This is a genomic window from Paraburkholderia sp. A3BS-1L, from assembly GCF_051125215.1.
GTDB lineage: Bacteria > Pseudomonadota > Gammaproteobacteria > Burkholderiales > Burkholderiaceae > Paraburkholderia.
In genome coordinates, this window is sequence record NZ_CP120443.1 from 1 (window position 1) to 21,088 (window position 21,088).

The 21,088-nt window shown below is 65.0% G+C and carries 21 protein-coding genes; 14 read left to right on the plus strand and 7 right to left on the minus strand.

Annotated features, from left to right (window positions below; all coding sequences use genetic code 11):
* Positions 1–143 precede the first annotated feature (143 nt).
* The gene (locus P5W99_RS15200; RefSeq protein ID WP_421026022.1) at positions 144–956 is read right to left on the minus strand and encodes a GntR family transcriptional regulator; all 813 of its coding nucleotides are present in this window, start codon (positions 954–956) and stop codon (positions 144–146) included.
* Between the two features lie 373 nt (positions 957–1,329).
* Between P5W99_RS15200 and P5W99_RS15205 the strand changes: the two genes are divergently transcribed.
* Together P5W99_RS15205 and P5W99_RS15210 are read left to right on the plus strand one after the other, a co-directional pair.
* Positions 1,330–2,316 carry a malate dehydrogenase gene (locus P5W99_RS15205; RefSeq protein WP_035531254.1) on the plus strand — a complete coding sequence of 329 codons (987 nt, stop codon included), beginning with the start codon at positions 1,330–1,332 and terminating at the stop codon, positions 2,314–2,316.
* 96 nt (positions 2,317–2,412) lie between these two features.
* Positions 2,413–3,444, plus strand: a complete 1,032-nt coding sequence (locus P5W99_RS15210; RefSeq protein WP_421026023.1) for an HpcH/HpaI aldolase/citrate lyase family protein — start codon at positions 2,413–2,415, stop codon at positions 3,442–3,444.
* Here P5W99_RS15210 and P5W99_RS15215 read toward each other — a convergent pair.
* Positions 3,422–3,610 carry a hypothetical protein gene (locus P5W99_RS15215; protein WP_421026024.1) on the minus strand — a complete coding sequence of 63 codons (189 nt, stop codon included), beginning with the start codon at positions 3,608–3,610 and terminating at the stop codon, positions 3,422–3,424. The two genes, P5W99_RS15210 and P5W99_RS15215, sit on opposite strands and share 23 nt — an antisense overlap.
* On the opposite strand from P5W99_RS15215, the gene P5W99_RS15220 reads away from it, so the two are divergent.
* The 6 genes from P5W99_RS15220 to P5W99_RS15245 all read left to right on the plus strand — a co-directional run bounded on the left by P5W99_RS15220 (position 3,609) and on the right by P5W99_RS15245 (position 10,070).
* A complete protein-coding gene (locus tag P5W99_RS15220) occupies positions 3,609–4,109 on the plus strand; it encodes a hypothetical protein (protein ID WP_421026025.1) in 501 nt (166 codons plus the stop codon). The two genes, P5W99_RS15215 and P5W99_RS15220, sit on opposite strands and share 2 nt — an antisense overlap.
* Before the next feature lie 24 nt (positions 4,110–4,133).
* Entirely contained in the window at positions 4,134–5,585 is a 1,452-nt protein-coding gene (locus P5W99_RS15225; RefSeq protein WP_434663624.1) for a bifunctional 2-methylcitrate dehydratase/aconitate hydratase, read from the plus strand.
* A 69-nt stretch (positions 5,586–5,654) separates the two neighbouring features.
* Positions 5,655–8,372, plus strand: a complete 2,718-nt coding sequence (acnA, locus tag P5W99_RS15230) for an aconitate hydratase AcnA (protein WP_421026027.1) — start codon at positions 5,655–5,657, stop codon at positions 8,370–8,372.
* A gap of 524 nt (positions 8,373–8,896) precedes the next feature.
* Positions 8,897–9,490, plus strand: coding sequence for an IMPACT family protein (locus P5W99_RS15235; RefSeq protein ID WP_421026028.1), 594 nt, complete (start codon positions 8,897–8,899; stop codon positions 9,488–9,490).
* Positions 9,487–9,669, plus strand: a complete 183-nt coding sequence (locus P5W99_RS15240; protein ID WP_421026029.1) for a hypothetical protein — start codon at positions 9,487–9,489, stop codon at positions 9,667–9,669. The genes P5W99_RS15235 and P5W99_RS15240 overlap by 4 nt, the downstream gene beginning before the upstream one ends.
* Positions 9,670–9,830: 161 nt before the next feature.
* Positions 9,831–10,070, plus strand: a complete 240-nt coding sequence (locus P5W99_RS15245; RefSeq protein WP_052148373.1) for a DUF2964 family protein — start codon at positions 9,831–9,833, stop codon at positions 10,068–10,070.
* 10 nt (positions 10,071–10,080) lie between these two features.
* Here the strand turns inward: P5W99_RS15245 and P5W99_RS15250 are convergent, their stop codons facing one another.
* Positions 10,081–10,365 carry a hypothetical protein gene (locus P5W99_RS15250; RefSeq protein WP_421026030.1) on the minus strand — a complete coding sequence of 95 codons (285 nt, stop codon included), beginning with the start codon at positions 10,363–10,365 and terminating at the stop codon, positions 10,081–10,083.
* A 686-nt stretch (positions 10,366–11,051) separates the two neighbouring features.
* On the opposite strand from P5W99_RS15250, the gene P5W99_RS15255 reads away from it, so the two are divergent.
* Positions 11,052–11,456, plus strand: coding sequence for a helix-turn-helix domain-containing protein (locus P5W99_RS15255; protein ID WP_421026031.1), 405 nt, complete (start codon positions 11,052–11,054; stop codon positions 11,454–11,456).
* A gap of 23 nt (positions 11,457–11,479) precedes the next feature.
* Here the strand turns inward: P5W99_RS15255 and P5W99_RS15260 are convergent, their stop codons facing one another.
* Entirely contained in the window at positions 11,480–13,099 is a 1,620-nt protein-coding gene (locus P5W99_RS15260; RefSeq protein ID WP_434663629.1) for a sensor domain-containing diguanylate cyclase, read from the minus strand.
* 265 nt (positions 13,100–13,364) lie between these two features.
* Between P5W99_RS15260 and P5W99_RS15265 the strand changes: the two genes are divergently transcribed.
* Positions 13,365–13,634: a hypothetical protein gene (locus tag P5W99_RS15265; protein WP_434663632.1), complete on the plus strand. Its 270-nt coding sequence runs from the start codon at positions 13,365–13,367 to the stop codon at positions 13,632–13,634.
* Here P5W99_RS15265 and ppk2 read toward each other — a convergent pair.
* From ppk2 to P5W99_RS15280, 3 genes are all read right to left on the minus strand, one after another.
* Positions 13,628–14,548 carry a polyphosphate kinase 2 gene (ppk2, locus tag P5W99_RS15270; RefSeq protein ID WP_421026034.1) on the minus strand — a complete coding sequence of 307 codons (921 nt, stop codon included), beginning with the start codon at positions 14,546–14,548 and terminating at the stop codon, positions 13,628–13,630. The two genes, P5W99_RS15265 and ppk2, sit on opposite strands and share 7 nt — an antisense overlap.
* 87 nt (positions 14,549–14,635) lie before the next feature.
* Entirely contained in the window at positions 14,636–15,022 is a 387-nt protein-coding gene (locus P5W99_RS15275; RefSeq protein WP_421026035.1) for a VOC family protein, read from the minus strand.
* Between the two features lie 76 nt (positions 15,023–15,098).
* Positions 15,099–15,842: a FadR/GntR family transcriptional regulator gene (locus P5W99_RS15280; RefSeq protein ID WP_421027036.1), complete on the minus strand. Its 744-nt coding sequence runs from the start codon at positions 15,840–15,842 to the stop codon at positions 15,099–15,101.
* Between the two features lie 236 nt (positions 15,843–16,078).
* Between P5W99_RS15280 and P5W99_RS15285 the strand changes: the two genes are divergently transcribed.
* From P5W99_RS15285 to P5W99_RS15300, 4 genes are all read left to right on the plus strand, one after another.
* Positions 16,079–16,897, plus strand: a complete 819-nt coding sequence (locus P5W99_RS15285; protein WP_421026036.1) for a (Fe-S)-binding protein — start codon at positions 16,079–16,081, stop codon at positions 16,895–16,897.
* Positions 16,898–16,908: 11 nt separating this feature from the next.
* A complete protein-coding gene (locus P5W99_RS15290; RefSeq protein ID WP_434664485.1) occupies positions 16,909–17,694 on the plus strand; it encodes a LutC/YkgG family protein in 786 nt (261 codons plus the stop codon).
* The gene (locus P5W99_RS15295; RefSeq protein WP_421026037.1) at positions 17,691–19,169 is read left to right on the plus strand and encodes a LutB/LldF family L-lactate oxidation iron-sulfur protein; all 1,479 of its coding nucleotides are present in this window, start codon (positions 17,691–17,693) and stop codon (positions 19,167–19,169) included. Before P5W99_RS15290 ends, P5W99_RS15295 begins: the two co-directional genes overlap by 4 nt.
* 78 nt (positions 19,170–19,247) lie before the next feature.
* Positions 19,248–20,969, plus strand: coding sequence for a lactate permease LctP family transporter (locus P5W99_RS15300; RefSeq protein WP_434663636.1), 1,722 nt, complete (start codon positions 19,248–19,250; stop codon positions 20,967–20,969).
* Positions 20,970–21,088: the final 119 nt, after the last annotated feature.

Below are 21,088 nucleotides of genomic sequence, written 5' to 3' on the forward strand. Positions count from 1 at the left end.
ACTATGTGTTAACACTAATACGCAATTTTAGCGCCTTTTCATATCGCGCTGCAGCGAAATCCCCACCCTGGAACCGCGCGTGCGCGTGCGAGATGTCAGCGCATGAGGTGCGTCCGCCCCTTCCTGCGCGGGCGCTTACCTCATCAACTCAAGTCATTCTGATAGTAGTACCCAGTTGTGACATACCAACCGCGGCGGACCTCGACCGGACGATCTCCATAGGTATAGGACACCCGCTCGACAGATAGCAAAGGAAAACCGGCCGGAATGTTGAGCAGGTCTGCAACCATGGGCTCGGCGGCCACGGCGCGAATCTTCTCGCTCGCACGAATCATGCGCGTGCCGAAATCCGCTTCGAACATGGCGTAGAGCGGTCCTTTGTATTCGGCGAGACGCTCGGCGGTCAGGCCGCGGAACACGCCGCCGGGCAACCAGATTTCATCGAGCACGGTGCTCTCGCCGTCGAATTCCAGCAGGCGTCGGATCAGCACTACCGGATCGGCGGGCTTGAGTTCCAGTTGACGCGCGATGTCGGAGGACGCGCGCATGCGCCGGCACTCGAGCAGTTTGCTCACGTGCGGGTGCTCCGCGCCGTCGTCGGCCAGCAATCGCAAGAAGCGAAACTGCGCGCGCTCTTCATTGTGCGTTGCAACAAACGTGCCCTTGCCCTGACGGCGCACCAGCAGGTTATCGGCCGCGAGTTCATCAATCGCCTTGCGCACGGTCCCCTGGCTCACCTTGTAACGGGCGGCCAGTTCGACTTCGCTGGGGATGATCTCGCCGGGCTTCCATTCGCCGGACACGAGGCTCTGTGTAATGAGCCCCTTGATCTGCTGATAGAGCGGACTGAAGGTGGGAGACGTTGCCGCTGCTGAAGCGGACGCAGACGCGTTGGCGCCACTCTCGGGAGCGGATGAATTCGCGTTGCTGACCGGGTTCGCACTCATGGCGCGCATTTCAACATAAAGCCCCCCGGAAATCTACCCTTTTGGACGCAATAGATATGTCTTATATAAGACATAAGATACTGTTGACTTTACCCATCCCGGCTCCTAAACTGCCGGTCGAGCAAGGGTTTGCGGGCGACTCCGCGAGGGCTGGCAGGCAGCATACACCTCGTAGCGAAATGCGTCGCAGGATCGCCCCGCACACGCTGTTCCTCCGTGCTCACGGGTTATATGGCAGCCCGCCTCCGGGCCGCGGCGCGATGCGCGAAAGCCTCGCACGCCGCCCGGAAGAAGGTTCGCCGGATTCATGAACGCCTGGTGTAGCGCGCATATAGAATGGCGTTTTACCCTGGCGTCTAACGCATCTTCCTGGAGATTTTCAATGGCTAAGTCCGCAAAGCGCGTTGCCGTCACCGGCGCCGCAGGTCAGATCGCTTACTCCCTGCTGTTCCGCATCGCGAACGGCGACCTGCTCGGCAAGGATCAGCCCGTCATCCTGCAACTGCTCGACCTGCCGCAAGCGCAAGCTGCCGTCAAGGGCGTCGTCATGGAACTGGACGACTGCGCATTCCCGCTGCTCCAAGGCGTGGTCATCACCGACGACCCCAAGGTCGCGTTCAAGGACGCCGACGTCGCCCTGTTGGTGGGCGCACGCCCCCGCTCGAAGGGCATGGAGCGCAAGGACCTGCTGTCGGCCAACGCCGAAATCTTCACGGTTCAGGGCAAGGCGCTCAACGACGTCGCCAGCCGCGACGTGAAGGTGCTGGTGGTCGGCAACCCGGCCAACACGAACGCCTACATCGCCATGAAGTCGGCTCCGGATCTGCCGAAGAAGAACTTCACCGCCATGCTGCGTCTGGACCACAACCGCGCGCTCTCGCAACTGGCCGCCAAGTCGGGCAAGCCGGTCGCATCGATCGAGAAGCTCGCCGTGTGGGGCAACCACTCGCCCACGATGTACCCCGACTACCGTTTCGCCACGGTCGACGGCCAATCGCTCAACGCGCTGATCAACGACGACGAATGGAACCGCAACACCTTCATCCCGACGGTCGGCAAGCGCGGCGCGGCGATCATCGAAGCGCGCGGCCTGTCGTCGGCGGCTTCGGCGGCCAATGCAGCGATCGACCACGTGCGTGACTGGGTGCTCGGCACGAACGGCAAGTGGGTCACGATGGGCATTCCGTCGGACGGCTCGTACGAGATCCCCGAAGACATCATCTACGGCGTGCCGGTGACCTGCGAAAACGGCGAGTACAAGCGCGTCGAAGGCCTCGAAATTGATGCATTTTCGCGCGAGAAGATGAACGGCACGCTCAACGAGCTGCTTGAAGAGCGCGAAGGCGTCGCTCACCTGCTCGGCAAGTAAGCCGTTGCAAGCAAACCGGAGTCCGCGGCGGCACAGCGGGTTCCGGTTTTTTTTCGTTCAGGCTCCTGACCCAACACTCGTCTCCTGACGCCGAAGATGCGCGCCCTCTCCCCCGCCGAAGTGCTGTTTGACGGCGAAGCGCCGCCTGTCCTCCTGCCCGTGTGCGACCACTACGCCGGCAGCGAGAAGCTGATGCTGAAATCGCTCGCGCTGCAACAGGAGCTTGGCCCGGTATTCGACATCACGCTCGATTGCGAAGACGGCGCCCAGGTCGGCCGCGAAGCCGAGCACGCGGAACTCGTCGCGTCGCTGATCGGCGGCGAGCACGACCGCTTCGGGCGCGTGGGCGTGCGCATCCACGACTTTCATCATCCGCACTGGCGCGACGACGTGCGCCTGATTCTGCGCGCCGCAAAGCGTGCGCCCGCCTACATCACGCTGCCGAAGATCCGCACCGTGGCCGACGCCGCGGAAATGACAGCGTTCGTCGAAGCCACGCGCACCGAAATGGGCATCGACAAGCCGATTCCCGTGCAGTTGCTCGTCGAAACCCACGGCGCGCTCGCGCGTGTGCTGGACCTCGCCGCACTGCGCGGCGTGCAAGCGCTCAGTTTTGGACTGATGGACTTCGTCTCCGCGCACGACGGCGCGATTCCCGACACCGCCATGCGCTCGCCGGGCCAGTTCGACCACCCGCTCGTGCGCCGCGCCAAGCTGGAGATCGCGGCGGCCTGCCACGCGTTCGGCAAGGTTCCGTCACACAATGTCAGCACCGAAGTGCGCGCCATGGACGTCGTAGCGAACGATGCACGCCGTGCCCGCAACGAATTCGGCTACACGCGCATGTGGAGCATCCATCCGGCGCAGATTCCGGTAATCATCGCCGCCTTTGCGCCGCGCGACGAGGAAATCGCCACCGCCGCCGAAATCCTGCTGGCCGCGCAAGCTGAAAAATGGGGTCCGATTCGCCATGGCGACACGCTGCACGACCGCGCGAGCTACCGCTACTACTGGTCCGTGCTGCGCCGCGCGCGCACAACGGGGCGCGCCGTGCCAGCCGAAGCTGCGCCGCTGTTCGATCGGTGCGACGCTACGCCGGGCCCTGCTATACACGAAGCGGATTCATGAAGGACGGGCTAAATTTTTTCAAATCGCAAAAGTCCTGGCTCATATCGGCAAATAGGTGAAAATAGCGTCCGCTGCGCGCTTTCGGCGCGCGCGCAATGCAACCGGCGGCTGCGCCACGCAGCCTCGCCTGATCAACCGATTTAAAGAGATAAAGGTCCGACTCCATGAAAAAACTGCTGATCGCCACCGTTATCGGCGCGCTGTCCACCACGATGATGCTGGCGGCCACCGAAGCCGCCGCGCAACCCACGACGGCCACCCCCAAGAAGCCGGCACCGAAGCACAAGATCATCAAGCGCAAGGCCAACCCGGCCAAGGAAGCGAAGGTCGATCCGATTCCGGCAGGCTCGGAACACTGGTCGTGCAACGAAGGCCTGGCCTTCGACCTGAAGGGCGACATGGCGCGTGACCAGATCGTCACCGTTCACTGGGCGAACAAGAACTACAACCTGCCGCGCCAGACCACGACGACGGGCGCCGACCGCTTCCACGACGCCGCCACCGGCCTCGACCTGGTCGTGATCCCGACCAAGGCCATGCTGTTCTCCGACAAGGACAGCTCGCGTCTGGCCGACGAGTGCAAGACCGTTGCAATGCAGCAAGGCGCGATGGCGCCGACCCAGGCCAACGCGCTGCGCGCGCCGGCAGCGGGCGCCAGCCAGTAAGCACGGCACATCGGGAACGCCTCGATGTCCGCACACGTCTCCAACGTCAGGCCGCAGCCGGATCGGGTACTGGTCGACATCGTCGACTACGTGCTCGATTTCGAGATCGACAGCGCACTCGCCCTGTCGACCGCCCGCTACTGCCTGCTGGACACGCTCGGCTGCGGACTCGAGGCGCTCTCCTACCCTGCCTGCACCAAGCTGCTGGGGCCCATCGTGCCAGGCACGGTCGTCCCGCACGGCGCGAAGGTGCCCGGCACCTCGTTCCAGCTCGACCCGGTTCAGGCCGCGTTCAACATCGGCGCGATGATCCGCTGGCTCGACTTCAACGACACCTGGCTGGCCGCCGAATGGGGCCATCCGTCGGACAACCTGGGCGGCATCCTCGCGACCGCCGACTGGCTCTCGCGCACGGCCATCGCTCAGGGCAAACCGTCGCTCACCATGCGGCATGTGCTCGAAGCCATGGTGAAGGCGCACGAGATCCAGGGCTGCATCGCGCTGGAAAACTCGTTCAACAAGGTCGGTCTCGACCACGTGCTGCTGGTGAAGCTCGCCTCGACCGCGGTAGTCGGGCAGATGCTCGGGCTCACGCGCGACGAACTGATCAACGCCGTTTCGCTCGCGATGGTCGACGGCCAGGCGCTGCGCACCTACCGCCACGCGCCCAATACCGGCTCGCGCAAGTCGTGGGCCGCCGGCGACGCCACCTCGCGCGCGGTGCGCCTCGCGCTGATCGCGAAGACCGGCGAGATGGGCTATCCGTCCGCGCTCACGGCAAAGACGTGGGGCTTCTACGACGTCTCGTTCAAGGGCCAGCCGTTCCGGTTCCAGCGTCCGTACGGCTCGTACGTGATGGAGAACGTGCTGTTCAAGATTGCGTTTCCCGCTGAATTCCACGCGCAGACTGCCGCCGAAGCGGCGATGATGCTGCACGGCGTGCTCGCGCAACAAGGCAAGAGCGCCCAGGACATCAAGCGGATCACCATCCGCACGCACGAAGCGGCGATCCGCATCATCGACAAGAGCGGGCCGCTCGCGAATCCGGCCGACCGCGACCACTGCATCCAGTACATGGTGGCCGTGCCGCTCATATTCGGGCGTCTCACCGCCGCCGATTACGAAGACGACGTCGCGCAGGACCCGCGCATCGACGCCTTGCGCGCGAAGACGGTCTGCGTCGAAGATCCCCAGTTCACGAAGGACTATCACGACCCGGTCAAGCGTTCGATCGCGAATGCGCTCACCGTCGAACTCAACGACAGCACAACGCTCGAAGAGGTCGTGGTGGAGTACCCGATCGGTCACAGGCGGCGCCGCGACGAAGGCATCCCGCTGTTGATCGATAAATTCAGGACCCACCTCGCGCGCCGCTTCCCCGCGAAGCAGCAGCAGGCGATACTCGATGTTTCGCTCGATGCGGCACGGCTCGAAGCCATGCCGGTGAACGAATACGTCGACTTGTACGTAATCTGAGCAAGCAGGCAGACTGGCAGCAAACGTGTAGCAAAGCGTTATTTCCGCGATTAAACGAAGGAAAACACCATGGCCCACAACCTCCACAAAACGCTAAAGGAATTCGACAGCGGTTCCGGCAAAGGCAAGTTCTACTCGCTGCCGCAACTCGGCAAGCAACTCGGCGTGAAGATCAATCGCCTGCCGGTCTCGATCCGTATCGTGCTCGAGTCCGTGCTGCGCAACTACGACGGCAAGAAGATCGCGGAAGAGCACATCGAGCAGCTCGCGAACTGGAAGCCCACCGCTGCCCGCGTCGATGAAATCCCGTTCGTCGTCTCGCGCGTCGTGCTGCAAGACTTCACCGGCGTGCCGCTGCTCGCCGACATCGCGGCCATGCGTGGCGTCGCGAAGCAGGTTGGCAAGGACCCGAAGGTCATCGAGCCGCTCGTGCCGGTGGACCTCGTGGTCGACCACTCGGTGCAGATCGACTACTTCCGCCAGAAGGACGCGCTCGACCTGAACATGAAGCTGGAATTCCAGCGCAACAACGAGCGCTACCAGTTCATGAAATGGGGCATGCAGGCCTTCGACACGTTCAAGGTCGTGCCGCCGGGCATCGGCATCGTCCACCAGGTGAACCTCGAGTACCTCGCGCGCGGCGTGCACAAGAAGACCGAGGGTGCGGATACGGTGTACTACCCGGACACGCTGGTCGGCACCGACTCGCACACCACGATGATCAACGGCATCGGCGTGGTGGGCTGGGGCGTGGGCGGCATCGAAGCCGAAGCCGGCATGCTCGGCCAGCCGGTGTACTTCCTCACGCCGGACGTGGTGGGCGTGGAGCTCAAGGGCAAGCTGCGCGAAGGCTGCACGGCCACCGACCTCGTGCTCACGATCACGGAAATGCTGCGCAAGGAGAAAGTGGTCGGCAAGTTCGTCGAGTTCTTCGGCGAAGGCACGGCCTCGCTCTCGCTGCCGGACCGCGCGACCATCGGCAACATGGCGCCCGAGTATGGCGCCACCATGGGCTTCTTCCCGGTCGACGACAAGACCATCGATTACTTCAAGGGCACGGGCCGCACGCAAGCAGAGATCTCGGCATTCGAGAACTACTTCAAGGCGCAGGAGCTCTACGGCATTCCGAAGGCCGGCGACATCGACTACACGAAGACGCTCACGCTCGACCTCGGCACGGTTGCGCCGTCGCTGGCCGGTCCGAAGCGCCCGCAAGACCGCATCGAAATCGGCCACGTGAAGTCGACCTTCATCGACCTGTTCTCGAAGCCGGTCGCGGAAAACGGCTTCGCCAAGAAGGCCGCCGACCTCACGGCCGAATACGCGGCGGGCGACAAGGTCAAGCTGCATAACGGCGACGTGCTGATCGCCGCGATCACCTCGTGCACGAACACCTCGAACCCGAGCGTGCTGCTGGCCGCTGGCCTGCTGGCGAAGAAGGCCGTGGAAGCCGGCCTCACGGTCGCGCCGCACATCAAGACCTCGCTCGCGCCGGGATCGCGCATCGTCACGGAATACCTGACGAAGACGGGCCTCTTGCCCTATCTCTCGAAGCTCGGCTTCGAACTGGCGGCATACGGCTGCACGACCTGTATCGGCAACGCGGGCGACCTCACGCCCGAGCTGAACGAATCCATCACGAAGAACGACGTGGTCGCGGCGGCGGTGCTCTCGGGCAACCGCAACTTCGAGGCGCGCATCCACCCGAACATCCGCGCGAACTTCCTCGCTTCGCCGCCGCTGGTGGTCGCTTACGCGATCGCGGGCAACATCACGCGCGACCTGATGACCGAGCCGGTCGGCAAGGGCCGTGGCGGCCGCGACATCTACATCGGCGACATCTGGCCGACCAGCGAGGAAATCAACGCGCTGCTCAAGTTCGCGATGGATGCCGACGTCTACCAGAAGAACTACAGCCAGCTCACGAAGAAGGGCGACCTGTGGAGCAAGATCGAGGGCGAGGAAGGCCAGGTCTACGACTGGCCGAAGTCGACCTACATCGCCGAACCGCCGTTTTTCGGCAACGACTTCTCGATGACGCCGTCGTCGTCGGTGGCCGAGGTCAAGGGCGCGCGGGCACTGGGCATCTTCGGCGACTCGGTCACGACCGACCACATCAGCCCGGCCGGCTCGATCAAGGAAGACTCGCCCGCGGGCAAGTGGCTCAAGGAGAACGGCGTGCAGAAGGCCGACTTCAACAGCTACGGCTCGCGCCGCGGCAACCACGACGTCATGATGCGCGGCACGTTCGCGAACGTGCGCATCAAGAACCTGATGATCCCGGCGAAGGCCGACGGCACGCGCGTCGAAGGCGGCCTGACGATCCATCAGCCGAGCGGCGAGCAGTTGTCGATTTACGACGCCGCGATGAAGTACATCGACGCCGGCACGCCCACCATGGTGTTCGCGGGCGAAGAGTACGGCACGGGTTCGTCGCGCGACTGGGCGGCCAAGGGCACGCAGCTGCTGGGCGTGAAGGCCGTGGTGGCGCGCAGCTTCGAGCGCATCCACCGCTCGAACCTCGTGGGCATGGGCGTGCTGCCGCTGCAGTTCAAGGGTTCGGACAGCGTGCAGTCGCTCGGCCTGACCGGCGATGAAACCTTCGACATCGAAGGCCTGACCGACAACTTCAAACCGCAACAGGACCTGACGCTCGTGATCCACCGCAAGGACGGCAAGGACGAGCGCGTCCAGGTGCTGCTGCGCATCGACACGCCGATCGAGGTCGACTACTACAAGCACGGCGGCATCCTGCCGTTCGTGCTGCGTTCGCTGCTCGCGGCGTAAGCGTCAACAGCGCAGGCAGTTTTGCAGGTGCCGCATCCGGCAACGGATGCGGTCACACTTGGAAGCCCGGTGCAAGCCGGGCTTTTTTTTATTGCCGTGGATTTTTGACAGGCGTAACGTGACATCGCCTCTTGAGAACAGGCGAGCCTTACGACCCCGGCCGATGGACACTGTCCCGACCGGGGTTTTTTCTGTGCGTGATCTTGGGAGAAACGCGGCGCAAGACCTGCGGCGCCGCGACGAATTCGAAATATGACGGATCACCGAATGAGGAGTTCGGCGTCGCTCCAGCCAGAGCTAGATCCGTCATGCAGCGTATTATCGGCCCTGGTGACCGATACGTCATTAGCTCAGGCGCAAGAAACCCTTACGTAATCTGAAAGATTGCGGGACGAATCATGTCCAAGGCGCGTGCCCAAGGCGGCGAACCCCGCGCAAACGCATGCGCCCCATTCCGGCCGCGCAGCCGAATGGCTGCCCGCATCCGCTAACATCACGTTTTTGCTTACGCCGCACTGCCCGCTTTGCCCACTTATACCCTTGCCTCAACCGTCAGCGCGGAACTCGAGATCCGCAAAAGCCGCTTCATCGGCCTCGCGATTCCGGTCGATGGCCGCGAAGCGGCCATGGCCGAGCTGCGCCGCCTGCGCGACGAACACCCCACTGCCACGCATGTCTGCTGGGCGCTGCTCGCGGGCGGCCAATCCGGCATGTCCGACGATGGCGAGCCCTCTGGCACCGCGGGCCGCCCCATTCTCGAAGTGCTGCGCCATCACGATCTCGATGGTGTGCTCGCCGCAGTGGTGCGCTATTACGGCGGCGTAAAGCTCGGCGCGGGCGGGCTCGTGCGCGCCTATACCGACGCCATCGCAAGCGCGCTGCAAAACGCGCAGCGAGTGGAGCGCATCGCCCAGGCGCGTCTGATCGTGGAGGTGAGCTACGCCGACGAAACGCGCGTGCGGCACTGGATCGAGCAAGGGCAGCACACGCTCGTCGACAGCCGCTACACGATGACCGTGCGGCTCACGATCCAGCTTCCCGCCACCGCCCTCGATGCCGCACGCGAGGCGCTGCGCGATCTCACGCAAGGACGCGCGGGCTTTCCAGAACACGAGTGAGCCTGCCCGGCGTGCAAATGGGCAAATGGGAAAAAGCGATGGGCAAAAAAAACCGCCGTATGGCATCGGCGGTTAACAGGGGACGTGAAAAACAAGGAAGCGTGAAGAACAACCGCGAATCGACTATCGAATCGACCCGACGTGTTGATGATGGCGAGACAACATTAAGGCAAACTTAAACGCCCCACAAAGTGCGCACCCCAGCGCGTGAAACTTGCGCCGCGCGACATAACGGAGGCGCGCCGAAAGCGCGAAATCGCCCAATCGCTATAATCGTTTCATCTGGGCGAAGGCCGTATTGCATCGTGCAATCCGCCCGCCATCAACGGGGAATACCGGCATGACTTTCGAACGCTTGAGGGAAGGCGCAGGCCCCGAACGGCGCCATCGCATCTGGAGCAAGCTGCGCATCTTCGTTGCCGCGCTCGGCACACTCGGCTCCGCCACCGGCATTGCCATCGCCGTAACCGGGCTCGTGCAGTTCAATCACACCAAGGTGGTCGCCGGCGTTGCCGTGATCCTCGTCTGCACGGCGGTGTACGTCACGATCCTCGTGCGCGATCGCAATCGCGTCGACTAAATTCACGCCGTTACGCGGGTACCGCAACGTCGGCGTTGCTGCGATAGTGATCGTAGACGCGCTCGCGCTCCTCGCTCGCGAACTGACGCTTCTCCACCAGCTTGAGCATGCGATTGCGGTCGGCGCCGAGCGGCGCGTAATAGCGCTCCGCGTGCAGGCGCCGGAAGCGCTGATAGAAGTCCGGTCCCAGCAGGCCCGAAGCCGTCGCGAGCAGCGACGCGTAGTCGGCCACGTGCGGCTCGCACAAGGCTGCCGCCGCAGCTTCCAGTTTTTCGTAACGCTCGTGCAGCGGCACGCTCGGCGCGAATAGCGCATGAAATGTGCCATAGGATACGAGGCCACGTCGGCTCGCCGCGCGCAGCAGCAGACGTTCAAACCTTTTCGTCCAGTTCTTTGCTCATGCCTTTTAGATCATCAAGCGAATCGTCAATTGGATCTTCAAGTGCCCATGAACCGGTTCGCTTCGAAACACACGGTGAAGCAAAACCAGAAGGCTCATTCGGTCTGAATCGAATTCCCATAAAAATTCATGCAAATCCGAAAAGCGCATTCTGCCCAAAATTACCGATTCGCTCTCGCCAGGTGCCGTGGCAAGGGGCTAAAAACAATGATTACAAACATTTCAATTGCCCGGATGGCGGCGCATCATGTCATGAATGAACAACATTCACAGCATAGTTAAGCGATTTGGATAGGTTCATTTTTTCCGATAGTCCAGGACAATCCGTAAGTCAAGCAGACTATTTTTCCGCTAGCTATACACATTCCCTACAAAAACAATTATTAATATCTCCTGCGGAACGCCAATGCGGTCCGCACGCGCCCTGAGAGGCGCATTGTTTCGCCGTCCGCGACGGCCCGGCATAGAGCAAGAGCCATGCGAGGCCGTGGCAAGCGAGAAGACCCGCACGCACTGAAAGGGTTGACAGGAGCGGCATCCGCAAGCCGCATGTCCGGAATCTTTCGTTGACGAGTGATCACATGCTTACCCGAACCGAGAATTTGCCGAGCGTCGCGCGCAGGATGGCCGCCGGCCAGATGTTGGTGGAAGGCGCGACCGTGCACGCCGTAGCCGACTCCTTGCACCTCTCCGCCCAGACGGTGCGCCGCTACAAGTCGATTGTCGAAGACGGCGGCCTCGCCGCGCTTCAGCAGATGAGCGTGGGCGGCCGGCCCTCCGTGCTCGACAAGGCCGCAATGGGCTGGATCGCGAGCGCGCTACACGGCTCCGCGCGCGAGCATGGCTTTCCGAGCGATGCGTGGACCAACAGCCGCGTGCGCGAGTTGATCGGCCGCCAGTTCGGCGTGCACTATTCGCGCGTCTACACCTGGCAGATCGTCTCGAATCTCGGCCTCGGCCATCGGCTGTCGAAATCGGCGCGCTGAGCAGCCGGCACACGACCATCACACTACGCCGCCGCGCCGCTCCACTGCTTCGCGCAGACCTGGTTGCGGCCCGCGGCCTTGGCTTCGTAGAGCAGGGCGTCAGCGGCGGCGAGCAGCTTCGCGCCGCTTTCGCCTGCGGGCGGCTCGCAGCTCGCGCAGCCCACGCTCACGGTGACACGGCCGTAGTGCGAGCCGCGATGCGCGAGGTTGGCCGTCTCGATGCGCCGCCGGATCTTGTCCGCGATCTTGCGCGCGCCCTCGAGCGCCGTGCCAGGCAACAATACCGCGAACTCCTCGCCGCCGAAGCGTGCCGCCATGTCCGAGGTGCGCTGCGTGCCCGAGGCGATGCGCTCGGCCACGAGTTTGAGCACTTCGTCGCCGGCCGCATGGCCGTAAGCGTCGTTGAACAGCTTGAAGTGATCGACGTCGAAGAACAGCACCGATAGCGGCGTCCGTTCGCGCGACGCGCGGTTCCATTCGGCCTGGAGCCGCAGATCGAGCGCGCGGCGATTCGCGAGACCCGTGAGCGGGTCGGTCACCGCGAGGCGCTGCAATTCGGCTTCGGCGATCACCTTGTCGCGCAGCGCGAACGCGAGCACCCAGGACACCACCACCCAGGCCGCGCCGAAGACCGTCGTCATCGCAACGGCCAGATAAGCGCGGCTTCGCCAGCCCGCGAGAATGTCGTCGATGGCGGGCGCAACGCCCACGATAATGGGCGTGCTGCCCACGTGCGCGTAGGTATAGAGACGCTCCACGCCGTCCGCTTCCGCGTGCGCCGTGAAGGTGCCCGCGTCGTGCCGCGAAATGATTTTGTAGTTGCGCCATACTGAATAATCCGCGCCCACACCGAGCGGCATGGGTGGCTTGCTCGCAACGAGCGTGCCGTCCTGCATCATGATGAAGACGCCGCCATCACGCGCGATATCGACGCGGTCGACGAGCCGCTGAAAGTATTCGAGCCTCACGACGATCAGCGCGACGCCCGCGAACGCGCCATCGGGCGCATTGATGCGCCGCGACAGCGCAACCGAGAGCACGCCGTGACGCAGGCGTGACGCAAAGGGCTTCGAGATGAAGAGGCCCACATCGGGATTGCGCTGCTGGACCCGAAAATAGTCGCGATCCGCGAGCGATACGCCCAGCGTATCGTCGGCCCTCTGCGCAGCCTTCACGTGCCCTTGCGCATCCAGCACATAGGCGCCGCCCAGAAACGATGCCGCCGTCGCACGATCGAACAGCACGCGCTGGCGCAGCGCCGGCGGCAGCGTCCATGTCTCGGGCTGCTGCGCGCCCGCCACCACGGCGTGCAACGAGAGATCGTAGAGCTCGACATTGCGCGCGATGTCGCTGCTCGCGAGACGCACGATGTTGTTCGAGTTCTCGACCGCGTGGCGCAGCTCTTCGGCGCGCCCGGAGTAAAGCGCCATGTAGGTCAAGGCCGCCATCACCGTGGCGACCAGCGTGCCCGACAGCCCTCCGAAGAACGGATTGCGGCCGATCAGCCGCGTGGCCCACTTGCCGCGCGCGAAGATCCAGATGCGCGCGCGTAGTCGCAACTGCGGAACAAATACGGCCTGCGCGGGTGCGGGTGCAGACCTGGCGGATGGCTCTCCTGCAGATTTCTGAACGTGGTCCGGCACGTGCGCAATCTCCGTGAATCGATTCGCGCGAGGACCGCGCAGCACTCGCCCCTCGCGGCGCTGCTGCATGCCTTGCGCAAAAACGTCATCAATGCGTCATAGGCGCTTTGCATGATCGAAGGCGTTGCCTTCGCCGTCGCCTTGCGCCCTCCCTGCCTGCGCGACGCTCCGTGCCCAGTGTGAGAAGCCCGCTCGTCATGCCGGATCTTTCCTTGTACCGCAGCCCGGCGCCGCCTCCACGCGCGGGCGCAGCACGAGCCTGCTGGTGTTTCTGCCCACCGTTGCCGCGGGCGCCGTCTATGTGGGCATGCATCTCGCCGACGACCTCTCGACCGTGCACGAGCACTCCGCGCTGCCGTGGTTCCTGCTCGTGATCGCGCTTTTCATCGCGCTGGGCTTCGAATTCGTGAACGGCTTAAACGATACCGGCGGGTCCTCTATTGGGTGTTCCGCCATACCTTCTGAGACTCTGAATTTCCGGGTTGCGGGCACGCCGCGCGGCCAGCGCGGCATGCCCGGCCAACACCGTCAATAGACGTCCGGCACGATCATGTTCTCGGGCACCGGCTGGCGAATGTAATCGGGGTGATGCACGCGCGCGGGCAGCGTCACGCTCGCGTGCTCGATCTCCTGATACGGCACCTGGGCGAGCAGATGGTGGATGCAGTTCAGGCGCGCGCGCTTCTTGTCGACGCCCTGCACGACCCACCACGGCGCCTCGGGAATATGCGAGCGCTGCAGCATGACTTCCTTCGCATGCGTGTACTGCTCCCAGCGGCGGCGGCTCTCGAGGTCCATCGGCGAGAGCTTCCACTGCTTGAGCGGGTCGTCGATGCGGCTCCGGAAGCGCACTTCCTGTTCGTCGTCCGTGATCGAGAACCAGTACTTGACGATCTGGATGCCGCTCCTCACGAGCATTTTTTCGAACTCCGGCACCGAGCGGAAAAACTCTTCGTATTCCTCGTCGGTGCAAAAGTTCATGACTCGCTCGACGCCCGCGCGGTTGTACCAGCTGCGATCGAACAGCACCATCTCGCCGCCCGCCGGCAGATGCTGCACATAGCGCTGAAAATACCATTGCGTGCGCTCGCGATTGTTCGGCGCGGGCAGCGCGGCCACGCGGCACATGCGCGGATTCAGGCGCTGCGTGATGCGCTTGATGACCCCGCCCTTGCCCGCCGCGTCGCGGCCTTCGAAGATCACCACGAGCCGGTGGCCCGTGCTCACGACCCAGTCCTGCATCTTGACGAGTTCGCCCTGCAGCCGGATCAGCTCGCGGAAATACACGCGGCGCAGCGCGCGCGCCTCGTCGCTGATCTCGAGGCCGATTTCCTGGAGGCGATCGTCGACTTCCATTTCGAGCTCTTCGTCGTAAGCGTCGATCAGTTCTTCGTCGAGACGTCGGCGGCGTTGCCGCTCCGCGCCCGCTTCACGCTCCCGTTCGTTCATGGCGACTGCTCCTCATGCAGTGGATGGCAACCCGCGCCACTATCGGCGCTACGGGTGTCATGCGTATTTCAAATGCATCGACGCGCCTCAGGGCAGCGGCTTCGCGAAGCTCAACTCATGGCCATCCGGATCGACGAGATGAAAATAGCGCTCGCCCCACGGCGCGTCCTGCGGCGCGAAGGCGGGTGTGAGGCCCGCGGCCAGCACCTGCGCGTAAAAGGCGTCCACGTCCGAGACGTGGAAGATCGCGCGGCCCCAACCTTCGACCCGGTCATGCGGCCCTTCGAGCAGATTCAGATAGCACGCGCCGCCCCCGCCTCCACCGCCGAGCACGAACGACGCGAACCCGGCAATCGCTGCACCGGGCCGGTGCACGAAGCCGAGCGCCTCGTAAAAGCGCACGGAACGCACGATATCGCTCACGGTGAACGTGATGGCGCTAAGCGACTCGAGACGCGCGACGGGCGGGTTCATGGCTTGGCTCCTTCTCATCGAGTTCCTGCGGGCGCCGCGCGAACGTCCACGCGCTGCGCCAACCCGAGCGCCAACTTTAGCAGTCTTCAGGCGCGGCAAGCTTCTTGCGTGCCCGGCGTTTCTTCGCACTGGTTGGGCCAGTTGCGGGCGCCCCGTGCTCCTCGCTCACGCGCGTGCGCACGAAGTCGATATGGGTTTGCATCGCCGTGCGCGCCTCTTCCGGACGCCGCGCGAGAATCGCTTCGCACAGCGTGCGGTGCTGCAACAGCAGATGATCCGAGGCATCCGCGTTCTGCTCGCGCAAGCCCGTGCCGTTGATCGTGATGTGCTCGCGCAGCATGCCCAGCACGCTCGTATGCAGATGCAGGAACATCGCGTTGTGCGAAGCCTGTGCGATGACCTCGTGCAGCTTCGCGTCGGCGGCCGCTTCGGCGATCTTGTCGTCGCAGGCGCGCGTGCGCTCCAGTTCCTGCACCAGCGCGCGAATGCGCGCGAGCTCGTCGTCGCTCGCGCGCATCGCCGCGAAATACGCGGTCGCGCCCTCCAGCACACGGCGAAATTCGAGGATGTCGTCGCGCAGCGCCGGATGATCGGCCACCAGTTGCCCCCACGGCGAGGCAACGCCGGTCCGCAACTGGTCGGTCACGAACACGCCCGCGCCCGCGCGACTCGCCACCAGCCCGCGCGCGGCGAGCCGCTGGATCGCCTCGCGCACCGTGTTGCGCGCCACGCCGTACTCCTGCGCGAGCACGCGCTCGGAGGGCAGCTTGGTCCCCGCGCGCCACGTGCCATCGAGCAACGACGTCTCCATTTGCCGCATCACCGTTTCCACGCGTCCGCGCGCGCCGGCCCTGTCCCTCATTGATCGCCCCCGCCCCTCGTGTGCTTCGGCGGTGGCGCGCCTGTCCGCTGTTCAGTCACTGGTCCAACCAGTTTGAGTACGCCACCCGAAGCGGGGATTATGCGCTCACACACCTGCTGTCGCCATCGCGGCGAGGCGCGCCATTCGGCACCGAATCAGGCACCGAACCATACCGAAAGCAATACGAGCGAGACATGAAGCCACGGCAATACCCCACCGGTCCACGCCCGACCGACGTCTACCTGTTCGCGACCTGCCTCGTCGACCTGTTCGTGCCGCAGGCCGGGCTCGACGCGGTCAAGCTGCTGGAGCGCGAAGGGCTCACGGTCCACTTCCCGCGCACCCAGAGCTGCTGCGGGCAGCCCGCCTACAGCAGCGGCAACCCGCGCGAAGCGCGCGAGGTGGCCCGTGCGCAGCTCGGCCTGTTCGATCAACCGTGGCCCGTGATCGTGCCCTCCGGCTCGTGCGCAGGCATGATGCGGCACCACTGGCCCGCTCTCTTCGAAAGCGATGCGGGCGATGAAACCGACGCGGCGGATGCGGCACGGGCTCGTGCGCTCTCGGGACGCATCTACGAACTCACCGAATTCCTCGTGCGCGTGCTGAAAGTAGACCTCGGCATCGCCGGCGCCTATGGCGACGCCGCGCTGAAGCAGCCCGCCGAACGCGTCGTGCTCCATACCTCGTGTGGCGCGCGCCGCGAGATGGGCACGCGCGTGCACGGCGTGGAAGCCGTCGACGCTTTGCCCGGCGTCACCCGCATCGACCACGAGCGCGAATCGGAATGCTGCGGCTTCGGCGGCACGTTCTCGCTAAAGCACCCCGACATCTCGGGCGCGATGGTCGCCGACAAGATCGCCTCCGCGTGCGCGACCGGCTGCAACCGGCTGGTGTCCGCCGACTGCGGGTGCCTGCTCAATATCGGCCATGCCGCCGAGCACAAGGGCGCGCCGCTCGCCGTCGAGCACCTCGCTTCGTTCCTCTGGCGCCGCACCGGCGGGGAGGCCGCATGAGCGCCGCCATGATCGACACCCTGGGCGCCCGCGCGCGCATGCTCGGCCGGCTGCGCGCCAGCGGGAACGCGAATGAAGGCGCCGCGCCGATGCCAGTGGACGCGCTCGACCAGCGCATCGACGCGCACTACGCGGCGCAACGCGCGCAAGCCGCCGGCGCGCTCGCCACCCGGTCGGCCCGCGTCGCGCAATTCCAACGCATGCTGGAGGCCGCGCATGCCCAGGTGATCCGCATGAGCGTAGAGGCGTGGCCCGCCGACCTCGCGCAGCGCCTCGCGGCCGCGGGCGTGAAGCGGCTGCTGCTCGACACGTCGAGCGCGGAAGGCGCGGCACTCGCCAATGCACTGCAGTCCGCCGCAACGGGCATCGAAGCACACGGCTACACAGAGCCGATCGAAGCCTGGAAGTCCGAACTGTTCGACCGCATCGACGCGGGCTTCACCGTTGCGCGCTCGGGCCTCGCGGCCACCGGCACGCTCGTGGTCGTACCCGACGCCCACGCGCCGCGCACCGTCTCGCTGGTGCCGCCGCTGCACGTCGCGCTGATCCACGCGCGCACGCTGCACGCGGACCTGCATGCGGCCGTTGCCGCCGAGCGCTGGCGCGACGGCATGCCCACCAACCTCGTGATGATCTCGGGCCCCTCCAAGACCTCGGACATCCAGCAGACCACGGCTTACGGCGCGCACGGGCCGCGCGCGCTGTGGGTAATCGTCGTCACCGATGACAATGCCGACGAACCCGCCGACGAGACCGGCTCGCCCGCGAATTTTCCCCAGCACGGAGCCGCGCAATGAGCAAGACCGCCAGCCCGGCGCAAGCCGCGCACCACGAAAACCCACTGCATTTCGTGCCCACGGCCGAGTTCCGCGAGCGCGCCCGCGCGGCGCTCCACGACCCGAAGTTGCGCAAGAGCTTCCGCGGCGCGATGGATTTTCTGCAAGGCAAGCGCACCGCGCAATTCCCCGATGTCGACGAACTCGAGCAACTACGCGACCTCGGCGAAGCGGTGCGCCAGCACGCGCTCGCACGTCTGCCCGAGTTACTGGAGCAACTCGAAGCGAAGCTGAAGGAAAACGGCATCCACGTGCACTGGGCCGAGACCGCCGACGACGCCAACCGCATCGTCCACGGCATTGCGCAGCGGCACGCGGCCACGCGCGTCATCAAGGGCAAGTCGATGGCGAGCGAGGAGATCGAGCTGAACCATTACCTCGCAGGGCGCGGCATCGACTGCATCGAGTCGGACATGGGCGAGTACATCGTGCAGCTGGCGGGCGAAAGGCCCTCGCACATCGTGATGCCGGCGATCCACAAAACGAAGGGCGATATCGGGCATTTGTTCGAAGCACACCTTCCCGATACGCCCTACACGGAGGACGTCGACACGCTCATCCAGACGGGCCGCCGCGCGCTGCGCCGCGCATTCGTGGATGCGCAGATCGGTCTATCGGGCGTGAACTTCGCCGCCGCCGACACGGGCACGCTGTGGCTCGTCGAGAACGAGGGCAACGGCCGCCTCTCGACCACGGTGCCCGACGTGCATATCGCGATCATGGGCATGGAAAAGGTGGTCGCGAAGCTCGCGCATATCGTGCCGCTTTCGAGCCTGCTCACGCGCTCGGCCACGGGCCAGCCGATCACCACATATTTCAATCTGATCAGCAGCCCGCGCCGCGCAGGCGAAATGGACGGGCCGCGCGAGGTGCATCTCGTGCTGCTCGACAACGGCCGGACCCAGGCCTACGCCGACGCGCAGTTGCGCGCCACGCTGCAATGCATCCGCTGCGGCGCGTGCATGAATCACTGTCCGGTGTATGCGCGCATCGGCGGGCACGCTTATGGCACGACCTACCCCGGCCCGATCGGCAAGATCATCTCGCCGCATCTGCTCGGGCTCGACGCAACCGCCGACCTGCCGACCGCATCGAGCCTGTGCGGCGCGTGCGGCGAAGTCTGCCCGGTGCGCATCCCGATTCCGGACTTGCTGGTGCGTCTGCGCACCGAGGCGAACCGCTCGCCCGACGAGGCCGTCGCGCATCCGCTGCGCGGCCAGGGCGCGAATCACAGCAGGAGCGAGCAGTTCGTCTGGCGCTTCTGGAGCGGCGCGTTCGCGCATCCGCGCGCCTATCGCGCGCTGCGCTGGGCCGCGACGCGCCTGCGCGCGCTCGCGCCTTCGCAGCAGATGGGCTGGACGCAGCATCGCACGCCGCTCAAGCCCGCGCCGCGCAGCCTGCACGACTTGCTTCGCGAGCGCGATCAACCGCAGTAGGCCGAATACCAGAACATATTTCATCAGGCATGCGAAATTAAATCGCAAATTCGACCCGCATCCATGGAGGAGACCGTAATGCAACCCTGGCATCAGATCTATACCCCGCTCGGCAGCCTCTGGCTGTCCGCGCTCGTGGCCGTCGTGCCCATCGTGTTCTTCTTCGTCGCGCTCGCTGGCCTGCGGCTCAAAGGCCACGTCGCCGCGGCCATCACGCTCGCGCTAGCGCTGGCCGTGGCCATCTTCGAATACGGCATGCCGGTGCGCCAGGCGCTCGTTTCGGCGGGCTTCGGCTTCGCCTATGGCTTGTGGCCGATCGCGTGGATCATCGTGACCGCAGTGTTCCTCTACAAGATCGTCGTGAAGACCGGGCAGTTCGAGATCATTCGCGCCTCCGTGCTCTCGATCACCGACGATCAGCGTCTGCAAGTGCTGCTGATCGGCTTTTCGTTCGGCGCGTTCCTCGAAGGCGCGGCGGGCTTCGGCGCGCCGGTCGCGATCACCTCGGCGCTGCTGGTCGGCCTCGGCTTCGAGCCGCTCTATGCGGCGGGCCTGTGCCTCATCGCCAACACCGCGCCCGTGGCGTTCGGCGCGATGGGCATTCCCATCATCGTCGCGGGCCAGGTGACCGGCATCGACCCGTTCCTGATCGGCGCGATGGCGGGCCGCCAGTTGCCGCTGCTCTCGCTGTTCGTACCGTTCTGGCTCGTCTTCATCATGGACGGCAAGCGCGGCATCAAGGAGACCTGGCCCGCGGCGCTCGTGGCCGGCGCCAGCTTTGCCGTGACGCAATACTTCACCTCGAATCACATCGGGCCTGAGTTGCCGGACATCACTTCGGCGCTCGTGAGCCTCGTCTCGCTCGCCGCCTTCCTCAAGGTGTGGCAGCCGCGTCGCGCGGCGCAGGCAGCGCCGGCCGCGAGCCTGCGCGTGAGCGGCGGCGCGGCGGCGCTGGGCGGCTTCGATGGCGGCTTCGGCAACGCGGCGGCGAACACATTGTCGAGCCGCCAGGCATCGCCTTACAGCATCGGCCAGACCGTGCGCGCCTGGTCGCCGTTCTTCCTGCTGACCGCCATCGTCACGGTGTGGAGCATCAAGCCGTTCAAGGCGCTGTTCGCCGCGAAGGGCGCGCTCGCCGGCACCGTGCTGAGCTTTCATGTGCCGGGACTCGATCAGTTGGTGGTGCGCACCGCGCCCATCGTGGCTTCGGCCAAGCCCTATGAAGCCGTGCTGAAAATCGACTGGCTCTCCGCCGTGGGCACCGCGATCATGCTCACCGCCATCGTCTCCACGATCGTGCTGAAGATGAAGCCGCGCGCCGCCGTTGCAGCATTTTTCGAAACCCTCGGCGAATTGCGCCGCCCGGTGCTCTCAATCGGCCTCGTGCTGGGCTTCGCGTTCGTCGCGAACTACTCGGGCATGTCGTCGACGCTGGCGCTCGCGCTGGCCGGCACCGGCGCCGCGTTCCCGTTTTTCTCGCCGTTCCTCGGCTGGCTCGGCGTGTTCCTGACCGGCTCGGACACCTCGTCGAATGCCCTCTTCTGCTCGCTGCAGCACACCACGGCGCACCAGATCGGCGTGTCGGACACGTTGCTCGTCGCCGCCAATACTTCGGGCGGCGTGAGCGGCAAGATGATCTCGCCGCAATCGATCGCGGTGGCCTGCGCGGCCACGGGCCTCGTCGGCAAGGAAGCGGCGCTGTTCCGCTTCACGGTGCGTCATAGCCTCTTTTTCGCGGCGGTAGTCGGCGTCATGACGCTGATCCAGGCTTATGTGCTCACCGGCATGATCGTGCGGTGAGCAAGCGCGCCGGCAACCGCCGAAAACGCGCTCGCCCTGTGTTTTAAGGGACTTTTAAGCCGCGCTGCCTAGGCTGGATTCGTCCGGCGCGTCACACGCGCCGGCGTATCCGACATAGG